General features: G+C 59.9%; 14 protein-coding genes. 9 read left to right on the forward strand and 5 right to left on the reverse strand.

Features of this window, described 5'->3' with window-relative positions; all coding sequences use genetic code 11:
* Nucleotides 1-23 precede the first annotated feature (23 nt).
* Nucleotides 24-2,402 carry a TonB-dependent siderophore receptor gene (locus ACIPY9_RS00830; protein WP_400696312.1) on the forward strand — a complete coding sequence of 793 codons (2,379 nt, stop codon included), beginning with the start codon at nucleotides 24-26 and terminating at the stop codon, nucleotides 2,400-2,402.
* 292 nt (nucleotides 2,403-2,694) lie between these two features.
* Here ACIPY9_RS00830 and ACIPY9_RS00835 read toward each other — a convergent pair whose 3' ends face one another.
* Nucleotides 2,695-3,570, reverse strand: a complete 876-nt coding sequence (locus ACIPY9_RS00835) for a helix-turn-helix domain-containing protein (protein ID WP_400696313.1) — start codon at nucleotides 3,568-3,570, stop codon at nucleotides 2,695-2,697.
* 133 nt (nucleotides 3,571-3,703) lie between these two features.
* On the opposite strand from ACIPY9_RS00835, the gene ACIPY9_RS00840 reads away from it, so the two are divergent.
* On the forward strand, nucleotides 3,704-4,609 hold the full coding sequence (locus ACIPY9_RS00840; RefSeq protein WP_400696315.1) for a DMT family transporter: 906 nt from the start codon (nucleotides 3,704-3,706) through the stop codon (nucleotides 4,607-4,609).
* A gap of 106 nt (nucleotides 4,610-4,715) precedes the next feature.
* On the opposite strand, the gene ACIPY9_RS00845 is transcribed toward ACIPY9_RS00840, so the two are convergent.
* Together ACIPY9_RS00845 and ACIPY9_RS00850 are read right to left on the reverse strand one after the other, a co-directional pair.
* A complete protein-coding gene (locus ACIPY9_RS00845; RefSeq protein WP_400696317.1) occupies nucleotides 4,716-5,690 on the reverse strand; it encodes a 2-hydroxyacid dehydrogenase in 975 nt (324 codons plus the stop codon).
* Between the two features lie 89 nt (nucleotides 5,691-5,779).
* A complete protein-coding gene (locus ACIPY9_RS00850; protein WP_400696318.1) occupies nucleotides 5,780-6,727 on the reverse strand; it encodes a LysR family transcriptional regulator in 948 nt (315 codons plus the stop codon).
* Nucleotides 6,728-6,911: 184 nt separating this feature from the next.
* Here ACIPY9_RS00850 and ACIPY9_RS00855 point away from each other — a divergent pair, with 184 nt between their 5' ends.
* From ACIPY9_RS00855 to vapC, 6 genes are all read left to right on the forward strand, one after another.
* Nucleotides 6,912-8,345 carry an efflux transporter outer membrane subunit gene (locus ACIPY9_RS00855; RefSeq protein WP_400696320.1) on the forward strand — a complete coding sequence of 478 codons (1,434 nt, stop codon included), beginning with the start codon at nucleotides 6,912-6,914 and terminating at the stop codon, nucleotides 8,343-8,345.
* A 65-nt stretch (nucleotides 8,346-8,410) separates the two neighbouring features.
* Nucleotides 8,411-10,594, forward strand: a complete 2,184-nt coding sequence (locus ACIPY9_RS00860) for an FUSC family protein (RefSeq protein ID WP_400696322.1) — start codon at nucleotides 8,411-8,413, stop codon at nucleotides 10,592-10,594.
* Nucleotides 10,584-10,784: a DUF1656 domain-containing protein gene (locus ACIPY9_RS00865; protein ID WP_400696324.1), complete on the forward strand. Its 201-nt coding sequence runs from the start codon at nucleotides 10,584-10,586 to the stop codon at nucleotides 10,782-10,784. The genes ACIPY9_RS00860 and ACIPY9_RS00865 overlap by 11 nt, the downstream gene beginning before the upstream one ends.
* Nucleotides 10,785-10,807: 23 nt before the next feature.
* On the forward strand, nucleotides 10,808-11,668 hold the full coding sequence (locus ACIPY9_RS00870; protein ID WP_400696325.1) for an efflux RND transporter periplasmic adaptor subunit: 861 nt from the start codon (nucleotides 10,808-10,810) through the stop codon (nucleotides 11,666-11,668).
* A gap of 79 nt (nucleotides 11,669-11,747) precedes the next feature.
* Nucleotides 11,748-11,978: a type II toxin-antitoxin system VapB family antitoxin gene (gene vapB, locus ACIPY9_RS00875; protein ID WP_400696327.1), complete on the forward strand. Its 231-nt coding sequence runs from the start codon at nucleotides 11,748-11,750 to the stop codon at nucleotides 11,976-11,978.
* The gene (gene vapC, locus ACIPY9_RS00880; RefSeq protein ID WP_400696329.1) at nucleotides 11,978-12,382 is read left to right on the forward strand and encodes a tRNA(fMet)-specific endonuclease VapC; all 405 of its coding nucleotides are present in this window, start codon (nucleotides 11,978-11,980) and stop codon (nucleotides 12,380-12,382) included. Before vapB ends, vapC begins: the two co-directional genes overlap by 1 nt.
* 77 nt (nucleotides 12,383-12,459) lie before the next feature.
* Here vapC and ACIPY9_RS00885 read toward each other — a convergent pair whose 3' ends face one another.
* Complete coding sequence (locus ACIPY9_RS00885) at nucleotides 12,460-13,272, reverse strand: SDR family oxidoreductase (RefSeq protein WP_400696330.1); 813 nt, start codon at nucleotides 13,270-13,272, stop codon at nucleotides 12,460-12,462.
* Between the two features lie 11 nt (nucleotides 13,273-13,283).
* Entirely contained in the window at nucleotides 13,284-13,748 is a 465-nt protein-coding gene (locus ACIPY9_RS00890) for a multidrug transporter (protein WP_400696332.1), read from the reverse strand.
* Between the two features lie 290 nt (nucleotides 13,749-14,038).
* On the opposite strand from ACIPY9_RS00890, the gene ACIPY9_RS00895 reads away from it, so the two are divergent.
* Nucleotides 14,039-16,816: an RHS repeat domain-containing protein gene (locus ACIPY9_RS00895; protein ID WP_400696334.1), complete on the forward strand. Its 2,778-nt coding sequence runs from the start codon at nucleotides 14,039-14,041 to the stop codon at nucleotides 16,814-16,816.
* The last annotated feature ends 125 nt before the right edge of the window (nucleotides 16,817-16,941 follow it).

Below are 16,941 nucleotides of genomic sequence, written 5' to 3' on the forward strand. Positions count from 1 at the left end.
ACACGGCGATGAGGCTTGATGCGATGAGCGGTTGGCTGGGCAAGGCCCTGTGGGTGGCGGCGGGATTCTGTTCGTTTGGTATCGCCTGTGCGGCGGATCAGGCGTTCGATTTCGCGATCCCGGCCAGACCCTTGCCTCAAGCCTTGAGTGAGTTCACCCGAGTGACCGGCCTGAGCGTGATCTACACCCAGGACACGCCTTATCGCCTCGATGCGCCAGCGCTCAACGGGCCATTCAGTGCCGAGCAGGCTCTGGACACCTTGCTGCGCGGCTCGGGGTTGACCTACCGCCGGGCTGGCGACCAGACGTTTACCCTGGAAACCCTGCCGCCTGAAGCGGGCACCCTCAATCTGGCTGCGACCCATATCGACTCCCTGCTGACCGAGCGCAGTTATCAGCCGCCTTCCAGCAGTTCCGTATTGCGCTCGTCGGCGCCCTTGCTGGAGACGCCGCAAAGCATCAGCGTCGTTCCCGCGCAAGTGTTGCGTGATCAGGTTCCGCGCAACCTTGACGATGCCTTGAGCAACATCAGCGGAGTCACCCAGGGCAATACGTTGGGCAGCACTCAGGACACCCTGATGAAGCGCGGCTTTGGCGATAACCGTGACGGTTCGATCATGCGCGACGGCATGCCGGTGGTGCAGGGCCGCAACCTGAACGCCACCGCCGAACGTCTTGAAGTGCTCAAGGGGCCGTCCTCTCTGCTGTATGGCATCCAGGACCCCGGCGGCGTCATCAATGTGGTCAGCAAACGCCCTCAATTGCAGGCCGCGAATACCCTGACGGCCCGCGGCTCCAGTTATGGCGCGGGCAAGAACGGCAGCGGCGTGACGCTGGACAGCACCGGCCCGGTGGGGGATTCAGGCCTGGCCTGGCGAATGATTGTCGATCATGAAGACGAAGACTACTGGCGCAACTTCGGTGTTCATCGCGAGTCGCTGGTGGCGCCTTCGCTGGCCTGGTATGGCGAAGACACGCAACTGGTGGCTGCCTATGAGCACCGGGAGTTCATCTACCCGTTCGACCGTGGCACCGCCATCGACCCGGTGACCAATCACCCGCTGGACATCCCCGCCACACGCCGCCTGGACGAACCGTTCAACAACATGGAAGGGCGTTCTGACCTTTATCGCGTCGAGGCGGACCATGCGTTCAATGAGCAGTGGAAAGGGCACCTGGGCTACAGCTACAACCGCGAAACCTACGATGCCAGCCAGGTGCGGGTGACGGCGGTCAATACCGGCACAGGCACCCTGACGCGCTCCATGGACGGTACGTCGGGAGCTCTGGCCACGGACCGCTATACCGTCCTGACCCTGGCGGGCGATGTGCAATGGATGGGGTTGCAGCACGACCTGCTCATGGGGCTGGACGATGAGTACCGCAAGGTCTATCGCTCGGACCTGATTCGCCAGAGAAGCCTGACCACGTTCAGCTACCTGAACCCGGTGTATGGCCGGGAAGTCGAAGGTACGACCTCCAGTGAACCGGACAGCAACCAGAGCGATATCCTGCGCAGCAACTCGCTGTTCTTCCAGGACGCCATCCACCTGAGCGAACACTGGATTCTGGTGGGCGGTGCACGTTTCATGACCTTTGATCAGGTCGCAGGCAAGGGACGGCCGTTCACCACCAACACCGACGCCAATGGTCGCCAGTGGATACCGCGTGCCGGTCTGGTCTATCGCTACACCGATCAGTTGTCGTTCTACGGCAGCTACACCGAATCCTTCAAACCCAACTCCAGCATTGCGCCGTTGACCGGCGGCTATGTGGTGGACTCCGGAACCCTGCCCGAACAGGCCAAATCCTGGGAGCTGGGAGCCAAGTGGGAGGCGCCGGGCGCGCTGACGGCCACGCTGGCGTTCTACGACATCCGGAAGCGCAACGTGCTGGTCGCCAATTTCGATGCGACCACGGCCAACACGGTCTACAGCTCGGCAGGCGAAGTCCGTTCACGGGGGCTTGAGCTGGACGTGAGCGGTCAGGTGAGCGAGCGCTGGAGCCTCATCGGCGGCTATGCGTTTACCGATGCCTACGTGGTTGACGACCCGTTGCTCAAGGGCAATCGCTTGCAGAATGTCCCGCGCCACAGCGGCTCCCTGTCGGCGGTTTACGACATGGGCAGCCTGCTGGGCGGCGACCGGTTGCGGCTGGGGGCGGGCGCTCATTATGTGAGTGAACGGGCGGGTAACCCCACCAACGACTTCAACCTGCCGGCCTACACCGTGGCTGATGCTTTCGCGACCTACGACACCCGGCTCGACGGGCAGAAAGTCCGGTTTCAGCTCAACATCAAGAACCTCTTCGATCAGGTGTATTACACCTCAAGCGTTAACCGGTATTTCGTCTCGATGGGGGATTCGCGGCAAGTGCAGATTTCCACGACGCTGGAGTTCTGAAAACCCGTAGGAGCGGTTTTAACCGCGAAAAGGTCGGTACATCCGCAAGAGATATCGGGGCAGGCATGCCGCCTTCGCGAATGAATTCGCTCCCACGGGGCCAGTTCAATCCGTGGGAGCGGTTTTAACCGCGAAGGGGCCGGTGCATCCACAAAAAATATCGGGGCAGGCATGCCGCCTTCGCGAATGAATTCGCTCCCACGGGGCCAGTTCAATCCGTGGGAGCGGTTTTAACCGCGAAGAGGCCGGTGCATCCGCAAAAAATATGCCGCCTTCGCGAATGAATTCGCTCCTACGGGGCCAGTGCCATTCTGTATTCACCCGGTGTGGCCCCCATGGCCTGACGAAACCGGTTGCTGAAATGGCTGGCGCTGGCAAAACCACAGGCCAGCGCAATGTCGCTCAAGGGCCGGCTGGTGTGGCGCAGCAGATGACGGGCATGGGCCAGGCGGCGGGCCAGCAGGTACTGGTGCGGCGGCAGGCCGAAGCTTTCGCGGAACATGCGGGCAAAGTGGTATTCCGACAGTGCGCAGATTCCGGCCAGTTGCCCGAGGCTCAATGGATCGGCCAGGTGCGTTTCAATGAAGTCCACCAACTGACGCCGCATGTGCGGTGCCAGCCCGCCCTTGAGGCGTAAGCCGTCCCGCAATCCGACTTGATTGAGCAGCGCGTGGCTGAGCATTTCATGGGCCAGGCTGCTGGTCAGCAGGCGCTCGCCGGGTTCGGCCCAGTTCATCCGGATCAGCTTCTGAAAAAGTCCGGCCTGTTCGGCGTCGTCGAGAAAAGTGTTTTCGTGCAGTTGCATCTCGCGAGGTTCACGGTCCAGCAGGGTGACGCAACCCAGCGCAAACTGTTCCGGGCTGACGTACAAATGGGCCAGGCGAATCTCGCCATTGATGACCCACGCCGACTCGTGACCGGCCGGCAGGATACAGAGTTTGCCGGGTGCCCCTTTGTGACCGGGCTGGTCGCGGCGAAAGGTGCCAGTGCCATCGGCGATGTAACACGACAGCGTGTGATGGCTGGGGGCGTGATATTCCCGCAAGTCATGCCGGTTGTTCCATAGCGCCGCCATCAGACCGTCGCCCAGCGTCGCATACTGCTCCAGACGGGCGTGGGGCGAGCTGTTCAAGACCTGAAAGACCTGGATGGATTCAATGGGTGGCATAACGACTCCTCTGACTTCGCATCCTACCCGTCAGACGATTCGTTGCCATCAGGGGCACGATCAAATGCGCAAGATTGTGCAAGCGGCACCGGCTGACGGGCAGCAGACTCAAGGCTCATTGAGGAGCTGCATCATGAACATCTCGCTGTATCTGCTGACGGTCCTGATCTGGGGCACGACCTGGATTGCCCTGAAACTGCAACTGGGCGATGTCGCCATCCCCGTGTCGATCGTCTATCGCTTTGGCCTGGCGGCCTTGATCCTGTTCGCGATGCTTGTGCTCAGCGGTCGGCTGCAACCGCTCAATCGCCGCGGCCAGTGGCTGTGCATGGCCCAAGGTGTGTGCCTGTTCTGCATCAATTTCATGTGCTTCTACACGGCGAGCCAATGGATCCCCAGCGGTTTGATCGCCGTGGTGTTCTCGACCTCGACCTTATGGAATGCGCTGAATGCGCGGATCTTCTTCAAGCAGAAGGTGGCAAGCAATGTTCTGACCGGTGGCGCGATGGGGTTGATGGGCCTGGCATGCCTGTTCTGGCCTGAACTCTCCGGCCACAGTGCCAGTCATGAAACCCTGATCGGGCTTGGCCTGGCGCTGCTGGGGACCTTGTGTTTCTCGGCGGGTAACATGCTGTCGAGCCTGCAACAGAAAGCCGGTCTGCGTCCGCTGACCACCAATGCGTGGGGGATGTTTTACGGTGCAACGATCCTGAGTGTGTATTGCCTGCTCAGCGGTACGCCGTTCACCTTTGAATGGAACGCCCGTTATATCGGTTCGCTGCTGTACCTGGTGATTCCGGGCTCGGTGATTGCGTTTACCGCTTACCTGACACTGGTGGGCCGCATGGGGCCTGAGCGCGCCGCTTACTGCACGGTGTTGTTCCCGGTGGTGGCGCTGAATATCTCGGCGTTCGTCGAGGGCTACCAGTGGACATTGCCAGCCTTGTTCGGGCTGGCCATGGTGATGCTGGGCAATGTGCTGGTGTTCAGAAAACCCAAAACCCCCGTAGGAGCGGATTTATCCGCGAAGACTGCATGAACAGTCCATAACCCTGTTGGAGCGAATTCATTCGCGAATGACGTACATCCGACACAGATATGTCGTTTGAAATACGGTTTTCGCGGATGAATCCGCTCCTGCGGGGTTAGCCTTTCCAGACCTGCGGGTTGACCAGGTCCTGCGGACGTTCACCCAACAGCGCGCTGCGCAGGTTGTGACAGGCGCGATCCGCCATGGCCTGACGGGTTTCGGTCGTGGCCGAGCCGATATGGGGCAAGGTCACGGCGTTGCTCAGGCTGAACAGCGGCGATTCGCTCAGCGGCTCTTTCTCGTACACGTCCAGCCCGGCACCGCGAATCGTACCGTTCTGCAAGGCTTCGATCAGCGCAGGTTCATCGACGATCGGGCCGCGTGCGATGTTGATCAGAATGGCGCTCGGCTTCATCAGGCTCAGTTCACGACGGCCGATCAGGTGCCGGGTCTTCTCGCTCAACGGCACCACCAGACAGACGAAATCCGACTCGGCCAGCAACTGATCCAGGCTGCGGAATTGCGCGCCCAGTTCCTGCTCGACTTCGCTCTTGCGGCTGTTGCCGCTGTACAGGATCGGCATGTTGAAACCCAGGCGACCGCGACGGGCAATGGCTGCGCCAATATTGCCCATGCCAACGATACCCAGTGTCTTGCCATGCACGTCGGTGCCGAAGTGCGGCGCTTCGATGCTGCGCTTCCAGTTGCCGGCCTTGGTCCAGGCATCCAGTTCCGCCACGCGACGGGCGCTGCTCATGATCAGGGAGAAACCCAGGTCGGCGGTACTTTCGGTCAGCACGTCCGGTGTGTTGGTGAGCATGATGCCGCGCTCGCTCAGGTAGCCGACATCATAGTTGTCATAGCCCACTGAAATACTCGATACCACCTCCAGCTTGCCAGCCCCTTCCAGCTGCTCGCGCCCCAGCTTGCGGCCTGCGCCGATCATGCCGTGGGATTCAGGCAACGCTTCGTTGAACTGGGCATTGAGGTCGCCCAGTTTCGGGTCAGGCACGATCACGTTGAAGTCTTGCGACAGGCGTTCGGCCATTTCGGGGGAGACACGGCTGAAGGCGAGTACGGTTTTTTTCATTGTGGCAGTCACTCTTGAGCGGGTTGAATGAGTAGCACGCTAACATTCCTGACCGTGCTTGGGCAGCCCGGTGTTGCTGGTGTGCACGATCAGGCCAGGGATTTCATCGAGTGAATGTGCAGATCGGCTTCGTCGGCGGCGAGGATTTCCGGCAATGAACCGCGCAGGTACTCGACCCAGGTCTTGATCTTCGCATCTAGGTACTGACGCGACGGGTAGATGGCGTACAGGTTCAGCTCCTGGGAGCGGTAGTCGGGCAGGACCCGCATCAGCGTGCCGTTGCGCAGGCCGTCGATGGCCGAGTAGATCGGCAGGATGCCTATGCCCATGCCGCTGGAGATCGCGGTCTGCATGGCATCAGCGGAATTGACCAGCAAGGGCGAGCTGTTGATGGTGACCATTTCCTGGCCATCGGGGCCGTCGAACAGCCACTTCTCCAGGGGGAAGACCGGGCTGACCAGACGCAGGCAGGCGTGGTTCAGCAGGTCGGCAGGTTTATAGGCCATGCCGAATGTCTTGATGTAGGCCGGCGACGCACACACGATGCTGTACGTGATGCCCAGGCGCTGTGAGACAAAGCCCGAATCCGGCAGTTCACTGGCCAGCACGATGGACACGTCGTAGCCGTCTTCGAGCAGGTCCGGCACCCGGTTGGTCATGGTCAGGTCGAAAGACACATCCGGATGCCCCTGCCGGTAGCGGGCAATGGCATCGATCACGTAATGCTGGCCGACACCGGGCATCGCATGCATCTTGAGCTGGCCGGTCGGTCGGGCATGGGCGTCGCTGGCCTCGGCTTCCGCTTCTTCGACAGACGCCAGGATCTGCTCACAGCGCAGCAGGTAACGCTTGCCGGCTTCGGTCAGGGCGATGCGGCGGGTCGTGCGGTTGAGCAGGCGTGTCTGCAGGTGCGCTTCAAGATTGGAAACGGCTCGCGATACGTTGGCCGTGGTGGTGTCCAGCTGTGCTGCGGCCGCTGTGAAGCTGCCCGCTTGCGCCACACAGCAGAAGGCGCGCATGTTTTGCAGGGTGTCCATGTGCATTTCTCTGAAGACATAGCAAATTGTGACATGAAGTTACTGACTCATGTCATCTATACCAAAGGATTATCACCGTTTCTGTAATAAAGAATCACATATTTAGCTGCTTATCGCCGCACAGGCCGCCCCCTAGAATCGCGCCATTCAATGGCGTTCTACTTCCAGTCGGGAATTCGCAGCTGTGCCGCGTCGCATCATCGGAGGGTTCAAGCCCCTCAGTGTCTGGGTTGTATCGTTAGTTATCAGCGGCTGTATCGGCACCGACGGAATCACCTCACAAGGCCGGGCTTTACCGGTCGAGAGCCTGGCCACGGATCAGGCCATCCAGAGCGCTGCCCTCGACGCCCACTGGCCCGCCTCCCAGTGGTGGCGTGTCTATGGCGACCCCCAACTGGACCGCTGGATCGAACGGGCCACTCAAGACAGTCCGAGTCTGGCCATGGCGGCTGCGCGGGTACGCGAAGCGAAAGCGATGGCCGGAATTGCCGAATCCGCCGAAGCCTTGCATATCGATGGCAGTGCCAGCCTCTCCCGTCACGATTGGCCGACCGATCAATTCTACGGTCCTGGCGAACTGGCCAATAGTCGCACCTGGGACAACAATGCGTCACTGGGGCTGAGCTATTCCCTTGATCTCTGGGGCCGTGAAAGCAACGCCAGCGAGCAAGCCCTTGACTTGGCGCACATGAGCGTTGCCGAGCAGCGTCAGGCACAACTCGAATTGCAGGAAAACATCGTCCGGGCCTATATCCAGTTGTCGCTGGATTACGCCCGGCTGGATATCGTCGAAGCCACACTCACCCAGCAAAAGCAGATCCTCGACCTGGCGCAGCGTCGCCTGAAGGGCGGGATCGGCACGCATTTCGAGGTGAGTCAGGCCGAGACGCCGCTGCCGGAAACCCACCGGCAGATAGACGCGCTGGAAGAGGCCATCGCGCTGGGGCGCAACCAGTTGGCGGTGCTGGCGGGCAAGGGGCCGGGCGAGGGCGCAACATTGCAACGCCCGAGTCTGTCGCTGCACACCACGCTCAAACTGCCTTCGGCATTACCGGCACAACTATTGGGCCAGCGTCCCGATGTGGTTGCCAGCCGCTGGCGTGTCGAGGCTCAGGCGCGGGGTATCGATGTGGCCCATGCCGGTTTCTATCCCAACGTCGATCTGGTCGGCAGCCTGGGCTACATGGCCACCGGCGGCGGGATGCTGGAGTTCCTGACCGGTACCAAATTTACCTATAAGGCCGGCCCGGCCATCAGCCTGCCGATCTTCGACGGTGGACGCCTGCGGGCGGAGCTGGGTCAGGCTGTGGCGGGTTATGACCTGGCCGTGGCCCATTACAACCAGACACTGGTGACGGCCCTCAAGAGCATTTCCGACCAGTTGATCCGCCGCGCCTCCGTGGACAAGCAACAGGTGTTCGCTGCCGAATCCGTGGCTTCGGCGCAGAAGACCTATGACATTGCCATGGTTGCCTACCAGCGTGGCCTGACCGATTACCTGAATGTGCTCAATGCCCAGACGCTGCTGTTTCGTCAGCAACAGATCCAGCAACAGGTCGAGGCTGCACGCCTGAGTGCGTATGCGGGGCTGGTCGTCGCACTCGGTGGCGGCCTGTGACCCGTAGGAGCGAATTCATTCGCGAAAGCGCCAGGCCGGATGAATCGGATAGAGCCTTTTCGCGGATGAATCCGCTCCTACGGTTGGCGGCGTTACCCTGGCGGCGTGAGTTTAATAGCTGGGCGCGCAGCGACGGGGTGACCTGGATCTACATCTTCAAGGTGCTGATCGCTGCATTCCTCACTTACTGGCTGGCGCTGCGTCTGGAGTTGCCGCAGCCACGCACGGCGATGATTACCGTGTTCATTGTCATGCAGCCGCAAAGCGGGCATGTGTTCGCCAAGAGTTTCTATCGCCTGCTCGGAACCCTGGCGGGTTCGGCCATGATGGTCTTGCTGATGGCATTGTTCGCGCAGAACTCGGTGCCGTTTCTCGGCTGTCTGGCGCTGTGGGTCGGGATCTGTTCGGCGGGGGCGGCGCGTTATCGCAACTTTCGCGCCTACGGTTTTGTGCTGGCCGGTTACACCGCCGCCATGACCGGCCTGCCTGCATTGGCCTATCCGGAAGGTTCGTTCATGGCGGCGGTCTGGCGGGTGCTGGAAATCGCTCTGGGGATTGTCTGCTCCACTGCCGTCACCGCGGCGATTCTGCCGCAAAGCTCCGGGGCCTCGATGCGTAACGCGCTGTATCAGCGCTTTGGCGTGTTTGCGCGCTTTGTCGCGGATGGCCTGCGCGGAATCAATGAACGAGAAGCCTTTGAAACCGGCAACGTGCGTTTTGTCGCGGAAGCCATCGGCCTGGAGGGATTGCGCAGTGTCACGATGTTCGAGGACCCGCACATGCGGCGGCGCAACGGGCGGCTCAATCGCCTGAACAGCGAGTTCATGGCCATCACCACGCGCTTCAACGCCCTGCACCAACTGCTGGAACGTCTGCGAACCGATCAGGTGGTCTCGGTCATGAGCCGGGTCGATCCCGGTATGGTCGGGCTGATCGAACTCCTCGATGCCTTTGCCGACCGGGCGTTGACCATTGAGGATGCTGCCAGGCTGGTGCAGCGTCTGGAGGCCTGGAAGGCGGAGTTGCCCGAGCAGGTGCGCAGCCTGCGGGCCGAACTGGAGCAGGCCGCCCCGAGCGAGGCCGAGTTGCTGGATTTCCACACGGCTTTCGAGTTGCTGTATCGCTTCGTCAGCGACCTGCACAACTACGCCCAGACCCATGCCTCGCTGGCCGAGCACAACCATGTGCGGGAACAGTGGGAAGAATCGTTCGTGCCCCGTACCAGCTGGATGACCGCGCTGGCGGCCGGCATACGTGCGACCACGGTGGTGGGGGTGTTGAGTGCCTATTGGGTGCTTACGGCCTGGCCCAGTGGTGCGATCATGACATTGGCGTCCGCCGCAACGGTCGCGCTGTCATCCACCACCAACAACCCGCGGCGCATGTCGTTCCAGATGGCGTGTGGCACTTTTTTGGGCGCGATCCTCGGCTTTACCGAAACCTTTTTCATCTTCCCGCACATCGATGGTTTCCCGTTGCTGTGCGTGTTTCTCGCGCCGGTGTTCGTGGTGGGGGCCTTTCTGGCTTCGCGTCCACAATGGGCCGGTTACGGGCTGGGTTTGCTGATCTTCTTCTGCATCGGCTCGGTGCCGGACAACCTGACGGTCTACAACCCTTACACCTTCATCAACGATTACATCGCCATGGTGATCGGCATGCTGCTCTGCGCGGCGGCCGGCGCGATCATCCTGCCGCCCAACAGCCGCTGGATGTGGGAGCGTCTCGAAGACGACTTGCGTCGGCAAGTGGTGTTCGCCATCAGCGCGCCCTTGAATCGGCTGGGGTCCAGCTTTGAAAGCCAGACCCGCGACCTGATGCATCAGGCCTATGGCCTGGCAGTGGGCAGGCCCGAGGTGCAGCGCGAACTGTTGCGCTGGATGTTTTCGGTGCTGGAAATCGGTCACGCGATCATTGAACTGCGCCGCGAGCAGGCCATCCTGCCGATTCATCCCAGCTACGCCGAGCATCAGTCCTGGCGCATTGCGATCCGGGTGATGGGGCGTTCGCTGATCCGATTGTTCATTCAGCCCGATGCCAGCAACCTGGAGCGCTGTCTGGTGGCGGTCGATCATGCCATCAGTCGCGTGCAACTGACCGACGAACCTTTTGCTTCACATTTCGACACCTCGGTGCTGCGTCGGGTCAAGAGCTACCTGCACTTCATCCGCACCTCACTGTTGGACCCGCAATCGCCCCTGGCCGTCTACACCCCCGAACGCCGCCCGCAAGGACTTGTGCATGCCTCGTGAAATCGCCTTCCACGGCCTCTACATACCGAGCATCACGCTGATGTTCCTGATTGCGCTGGTACTGGCCTGGGCACTGGACCGGCTGCTGTCCGGTTTCGACCTGTATCGATTCTTCTGGCACCCGGCGCTGCTGCGCCTGAGCCTGTTCACCTGCATTTTCGGCGCGCTGGCGCTGCCCCTTTATCGTTGAAGCCCCGGTTCGAGAACCTCTGGATGAAAAAGCTCTTCAGTCTGATCGCCACGTTGCTGGTTTTGGCTCTGGCCATCTTTATCGGACGAACCCTGTGGGTTCACTACATGAACACCCCCTGGACCCGTGATGGCCGGGTGCGGGCTGACATCATCAACGTCGCGGCCGAGGTGTCCGGCACGGTGGTGGATGTGCCGGTGCATGACAACCAGCAAGTGAAAAAGGGCGACCTGCTGATGCAGATCGATCCGGAGCATTACCAGATTGCCGTCAAGCAGGCAGAGGCACTGCTGGCTTCACGCAAGGCGACCTGGGAGATGCGCAAGCTCAACGCCAAGCGCCGTGCCGACATGGACAACCTGGTGATCTCCACCGAAAACCGTGACGACGCCAGCAACATCGCCACCGCAGCCCTGGCCGATTACCAGTTGGCCCAGGCGCAACTGGAAGCGGCCGAGCTGAACCTGAATCGCACCCGGGTGCTGGCGTCCGTGGACGGTTACGTTACCAACCTCAACGTGCATCGCGGCGACTATGCGCGGGCGGGCGAAGCCAAGATGGCCGTGGTCGACATGAACTCGTTCTGGGTCTACGGCTTCTTCGAGGAAACCAAACTGCCCCATGTTCACGTGGGAGACCCCGCCGACATGCAATTGATGAGCGGCGAAGTGCTGAAAGGCCACGTCGAAAGCATCGCCCGGGGCATCTACGACCGCGACAACCCCGAAAGCCGGGAACTGATCGCCGACGTCAACCCGACGTTCAACTGGGTCCGCCTGGCTCAACGGGTGCCGGTGCGCATTCATCTGGATCAGGTGCCCGATGGCCTGCTGCTGGCGGCGGGAATGACGTGTACGGTGATTGTGCAACCGGGTGAGGGGTAGGGGAGGCTGGATATCCCGTTGACATATCCCGAGTGAGAACTACTATGGGATATACGTTAGCCATATCCCGAGGTGTGTCATGGAGCAAGGCTCGATTTTTCAAAGTAACCGTAGCCAGGCCATTCGATTGCCCAAAGCTGTAGCGCTACCTGACGATGTCAAGCGCGTTGATGTTATTGCCATTGGCCGAACCAGGATTATCACGCCCGCTGGCGAGTCATGGGACAGCTGGTTTGAGGGAGAGGGTGTCACGGCCGACTTTATGGCCGAGCGGGAACAACCGGCAGATCAGGAGCGGGATTCCTTTTAATGCTCAAATTCATGCTCGATACAAATATTTGCATCTTCACGATAAAAAATCGGCCAGAGCATGTTCGCGAGGTATTCACCCGTCACCACGGCCAGATGTGTATCAGTTCCGTGACCCTGATGGAGTTGATTTATGGGGCCGAAAAGTCAGCCAGCCCTGAGCGTAATCTGGCTGTTGTCGAAGGATTCGCGGCACGACTTGAAGTATTGAAGTACGACGAAAATGCAGCGGCACATACAGGGCAGTTGCGAGCGGAACTGGGCAGGGCCGGTACGCCGATTGGTCCCTATGATCAGATGATCGCCGGGCATGCTCGTTCTCAGGGGCTTGTTCTGGTCACCAATAACCGGCGAGAGTTTGACCGGGTATCAGGACTACGGGTTGAAGACTGGACTGAGCGTTGATTTTATCCATCAACCATTTGTCTGCTAACGAAAAAGCGATCTCCTGCGCGCAAGTCTTATGCTCCTTTGCCTTGCCCTCACAACTTCGTGTCCAGCCCAAAACGCTTTTTCAATCCGCTTTCCAGCAATCCCTTGGGCAGTAGCCACGACATCAACGGCAAGACCCGCGAGCCATTGCCCAGGCGCAGCAGGCGGGGCGGTTTGCTCTGCTGGATGGCCTTGAGCAGCCCGTGGGCAAAATCCGTTGCGGAGGTGGGGTTGTCCTGCGAGGCCTTGGCCCTGGCGCGGATACCTTCGCGGATGGGCCACCACGGGGAGTGTTCGCCGATCAGTTGTTCGGCTTCATGGGTGGCGTTTTTAGCGAAGCTGGACGCGATGGCGCCGGGTTGCACTTCCATCACCTGCACGCCGAAAGGTGCCAGTTCCAGACGCAGGGCATCGCTCAGGGCATGCACGGCGGCCTTGGAGGCGCAGTAGGCCCCGGCGAAGGGGGTCACCAGCACGCCGGAGACGCTGCCGATATTCACTACCAGCCCCTTGCTGCGGCGCAGGGCCGGAAACAGTGCCCGGGTAACGCCGACCACCGCAAACACATTGGTCTCGAACTGTCGCTGCATGGCTTCGACACCCCCGTCGAGCAGCGGCCCCATGGCACCGTAGCCGGCGTTATTGATCAGGACATCCAGCTCTTCAAGACCGGCGGCCAGACGTTCAAGGGCGGCACTATCGTTGACGTCCAGTTGCACGGCCTTGAAACCGGCAGCGTTCAAGGCCGCGACGTCTTCGGTCTTGCGGGCAGTTGCCCAGACTTGATAGCCCGCATTCTTGAGGACATCCGCCAGGGCGCGGCCAATGCCGCTTGAACAACCGGTGATCAGTGCGGTGGGCATGCTGTCATTCCTTAGTCAGAGAAACTGCCTTGCAGGTGTTCGGCCCTAAACATCAATGTCTGTGGGCGATAGCCGGGACGCAGAGGCGGCAGCGGGATGCAATCTTGCCATTGGCTGCCCGGCTGCAACGCGCCGGGGCCGCGGTAATGGGGGGCGGCATAAGCGTCTTCGGCCAGGTTGACGGTGTCGCCGGGGGCATAGGCCGCCACGCGCCAGCGCAACTCACGAAGGGGAACCTTGTTGGTGTTGTCGATCAGGACCAGCAGCGGCTGGCCCGCCGGGCATTGTTGAGGCGCATAGTCCAGGCGTAATCCCAGACGTTCCAGTTGATGGGTTTCGCGGTTGTCCTGCCAGATCACGACGGCGGCCACGATCCCGAGGCCGGCGGCGGCCGCCAGAGACACGGGCAGGGCCTTGGCTGGATAGCGCAGCAGCAGGATGAGCCAGGTCAGGATAAGCACAATACCGATCAGCATGATGGGCATCTCTTCAACGTAGAGGCTGGCATCGTACCGAAAGGCAGGTGAGGTTGACCAATGCGTTGCGCGCCTGATCGGGTTTTGTTGCACCTTGCTCAAACGATTTCATGTTCGATGGCGAGCCATATGAATAAGCGTCTGTATATAAATCTGAATATTCAGATCCTCTGAAAGGAAAGATATATAAGGCGCGCAGGTTGTACCGCCCATCCGAAGCTTTGTAGCCGGCGCCGTGTATGGCGCTGTACACACTAGGCTTCAAGCAGGAGCTTGCAGAGGACAATGCCATGGATGGGCAATCCGCAGACTTGCATCGTGATACGCCGACACTGGCGGTCATCGACCCCCGTCATCTGGCTGTACGTTCGGTGGCCTGGTTTCGTCGACAGGCTGCTGATGCGCCGGTCGCACGTATTCATCGTTCGGTCTTCGACCCGGCGGGGCGGCCGACGAGCAGTCAGGACCCCAGGCTGGGCGAGGACGAAGGGCCGGACAACCTCGTCACTATCCATTCCCTCAGTGCTCAGGTGCTGGCCCGCGACAGCGTGGATGCCGGTTGGCGCGTTTTTCTGCCGGGTGAAAGTCAGGAGTTGCGGCAAGGCTGGGATGGTCGAAATACGGTCCGACGCATCGAATACGACGTACTGCTCAGGCCGACGGCGGTGTATGAAAATGAACAGTGCGCCGAGCGCCTGACCTATGGCAGCGTGGATTCGGCGGTCCATAACCAGTGTGGCCAGTTGATTCGTCACGACGATCCGGCGGGCACACGGCTGAATACCGAGTTCAGTCTCACGGGGGGCGTGCTCGAGCAGGCGCAGTGTTTCTCCAAAGACCTCGCCAGCCCCGACTGGCCCGAATCCGAGACTGAGCGTGATGCCTTGTTGGAGCCTGGGCAGGGCGCTGTTTCGCGCTGGCATCTCAATCCGCTGGGTGATCCCCTCAAGCAGACCGATGCACAAGGCAATGCCCAACGCTTTGCTCACACAGTTGCAGGCCAGCTGGATGCCTGTTTTTTGCAGCTCAATGGCCAGTCGGAACAAGTGCTGGTCAGCAATATTCGTTACGACGCCCAGGGCCGTGTCGAGTCCGAAACGGCGGGCAACGGTGTGGTTTGCAGCGCCGTATATGGCGAGAAGGACGGTCGCCTGATAACGCTGAACTCAGTTCGCAGTGGTGGGGACCTCTTGCAGGATCTGAGTTATGAGTACGACCCGGTGGGCAATGTCATTCGTATCGAAGACCTTTCCCAGCCCACTCGACACTTTGCCAATCAGCGCATCGAGTCGGTGTCGACTTATCAATACGACACGCTGTACCAGTTGATTGAAGCCACAGGGCGGGAATTGGCGGTGGTCAATCATGGGCCGGTCTTTCCTGATTTCCAGAACCCTCCAGACCCGACGCAACTGGTCAATTACACCCAGACCTACGATTACGATGAGGGCGGCAATCTGCAGCAGTTGACCCATGTCGGATCACAAAATCACTCTCGAACGCTGGTTACCGCTCCGCACAGTAATCGCAGCCTGCCAGTCGAAAATGATCAACCCCCCACTGAAGAAGACATCGCCGCGGCCTTTGATGCCAATGGCAATCTGCTGGTGCTGCATGCAGGGCAAGCCATGAGCTGGGACCTTCGCAACCAGTTGCAGGAGGTGCGACCGGTGGTGCGTGAGTCCGGCATCGACGACAGCGAGCGTTATGTCTATGACGCCAGCGGCCAGCGTCTGCGCAAGGTGCGGACCACCCATGCCAAGGTAGTGACACACAATGCTGAGGTGCGTTACTTGCCGGGACTGGAAATCCGTACTGATACCGCGACCGGTGAAACCTTGCAGGTCATCACGGCACAGGCTGGCCGTAATGGCGTGCGTATTCTGCATTGGCAGGCCGGAAAGCCGAATGAACTGGCCAACGACCAATACCGCTACAGCCTGTCCGATCACCTGAGCTCCGGCACCCTGGAGCTGGACAAGGACGCTGCAATCATCAGCCAGGAAAGTTATTACCCCTTTGGCGGAACGTCATGGTGGGCAGGTCGCAATGCCGTTGAAGCGAGTTATAAAACCGTGCGTTATTCCGGCAAGGAGCGGGATGCGACGGGGCTGTATTACTACGGCCTGCGCTATTACGCACCCTGGTTGCAGCGCTGGATCAATCCGGACCCGGCAGGAGAGGTGGATGGGTTGAACCTGTTTCGTTTTGTACGCAATTCACCTTTGCGGTTTATCGATGCAGAGGGGGATGCGCCCTATGACGTACTGGATGAACAGGAAATGGACATTCTGGAGCGGCTTGGTTTGAGGATAACGGCGAGAGGTCTGCAGGCGTTCAATGCTGAACAGGCGCGTGCTTTCAAATCGGGCGCCAGGCTTGCCGACAAGTTGTTAAAAGGCATTCTGGGTGAGCTGCCAAAGTCAACGCCAAGGCAGGGTGTTGCCAGGATGATCCGTGCATTTGGCGATCTGCATGCTGTACACACGGAGCAAGTGATCGAGGAATTGACAAAGGCATTTACTGAACAGAGAGCGTTTATACGGTCATTGAAAACCGATGCCCAATGGAAAATCAGCCTGTTTGTCACAGATACAACTGTCGCTGGCAGAACCTCGCGTGTAACCGAGTCTGCGCCGATGAAAACGGTTTCTCTGAGCGCCAAAGTGCTGGACCTCCACCCACTGGAAATAGCCAAGACACTCATCCATGAAGTCAGTCATGCTGTCGGTAATACGGTGGACTATTACTATTTACCGATTGGCTTCCTGCCCTCTCAGGTTACGGATGAAACGATCAAACAGTGGTCAACTCATTTCCACGCCATTTTTGCCGATATCAGCAAGCATGGTCCCCACCCCTCAACCATCACTGATCTCTATGAGACAACTATTCACGAACGGTCCGGGCATCAAGTAACGCCTGAAAGCTCGGCTCAGGCATTTCAGGACCCGGCTGTACGCCTGCCGATTCTGTTGCGTAATGCCGATACATACTCCTCCTTTGTCATGGGCACGAAACTGCCATCGCGGATCATGGCCAAACGAAACGCTCGCGCAGCCAAATAAACTCTTTGAGCGTGGTCCAAAAAACTCAACACTCTTTTGTGGATGTCTATGCAAAAGAGTGTTGGGAAGACTTTTTTATTACAGGTCGGTTTTTTGGGGGAACGGCCTTTCGAGTTTTTCTTGAA

Source organism: Pseudomonas sp. NPDC089734 (assembly GCF_044748865.1).
In the GTDB taxonomy this organism is placed as follows: domain Bacteria; phylum Pseudomonadota; class Gammaproteobacteria; order Pseudomonadales; family Pseudomonadaceae; genus Aquipseudomonas.

What these genes read in the sequence shown, in the direction of transcription:
- vapB (WP_400696327.1), top strand. Translation starts at nt 11,748, where the DNA reads ATGGAGCAAGGCTCGATTTTTCAAAGTAACCGTAGCCAGGCCATTCGA.
- ACIPY9_RS00895 (WP_400696334.1), top strand. Translation starts at nt 14,039, where the DNA reads ATGGATGGGCAATCCGCAGACTTGCATCGTGATACGCCGACACTGGCG.
- ACIPY9_RS00850 (WP_400696318.1), bottom strand. Translation starts at nt 6,727, where the DNA reads ATGGACACCCTGCAAAACATGCGCGCCTTCTGCTGTGTGGCGCAAGCG.
- ACIPY9_RS00845 (WP_400696317.1), bottom strand. Translation starts at nt 5,690, where the DNA reads ATGAAAAAAACCGTACTCGCCTTCAGCCGTGTCTCCCCCGAAATGGCC.
- ACIPY9_RS00860 (WP_400696322.1), top strand. Translation starts at nt 8,411, where the DNA reads ATGAATCCGCTCCTACGGTTGGCGGCGTTACCCTGGCGGCGTGAGTTT.
- ACIPY9_RS00890 (WP_400696332.1), bottom strand. Translation starts at nt 13,748, where the DNA reads ATGCTGATCGGTATTGTGCTTATCCTGACCTGGCTCATCCTGCTGCTG.
- ACIPY9_RS00870 (WP_400696325.1), top strand. Translation starts at nt 10,808, where the DNA reads ATGAAAAAGCTCTTCAGTCTGATCGCCACGTTGCTGGTTTTGGCTCTG.
- ACIPY9_RS00885 (WP_400696330.1), bottom strand. Translation starts at nt 13,272, where the DNA reads ATGCCCACCGCACTGATCACCGGTTGTTCAAGCGGCATTGGCCGCGCC.
- ACIPY9_RS00840 (WP_400696315.1), top strand. Translation starts at nt 3,704, where the DNA reads ATGAACATCTCGCTGTATCTGCTGACGGTCCTGATCTGGGGCACGACC.
- ACIPY9_RS00865 (WP_400696324.1), top strand. Translation starts at nt 10,584, where the DNA reads ATGCCTCGTGAAATCGCCTTCCACGGCCTCTACATACCGAGCATCACG.
- ACIPY9_RS00830 (WP_400696312.1), top strand. Translation starts at nt 24, where the DNA reads ATGAGCGGTTGGCTGGGCAAGGCCCTGTGGGTGGCGGCGGGATTCTGT.
- ACIPY9_RS00835 (WP_400696313.1), bottom strand. Translation starts at nt 3,570, where the DNA reads ATGCCACCCATTGAATCCATCCAGGTCTTTCAGGTCTTGAACAGCTCG.
- vapC (WP_400696329.1), top strand. Translation starts at nt 11,978, where the DNA reads ATGCTCAAATTCATGCTCGATACAAATATTTGCATCTTCACGATAAAA.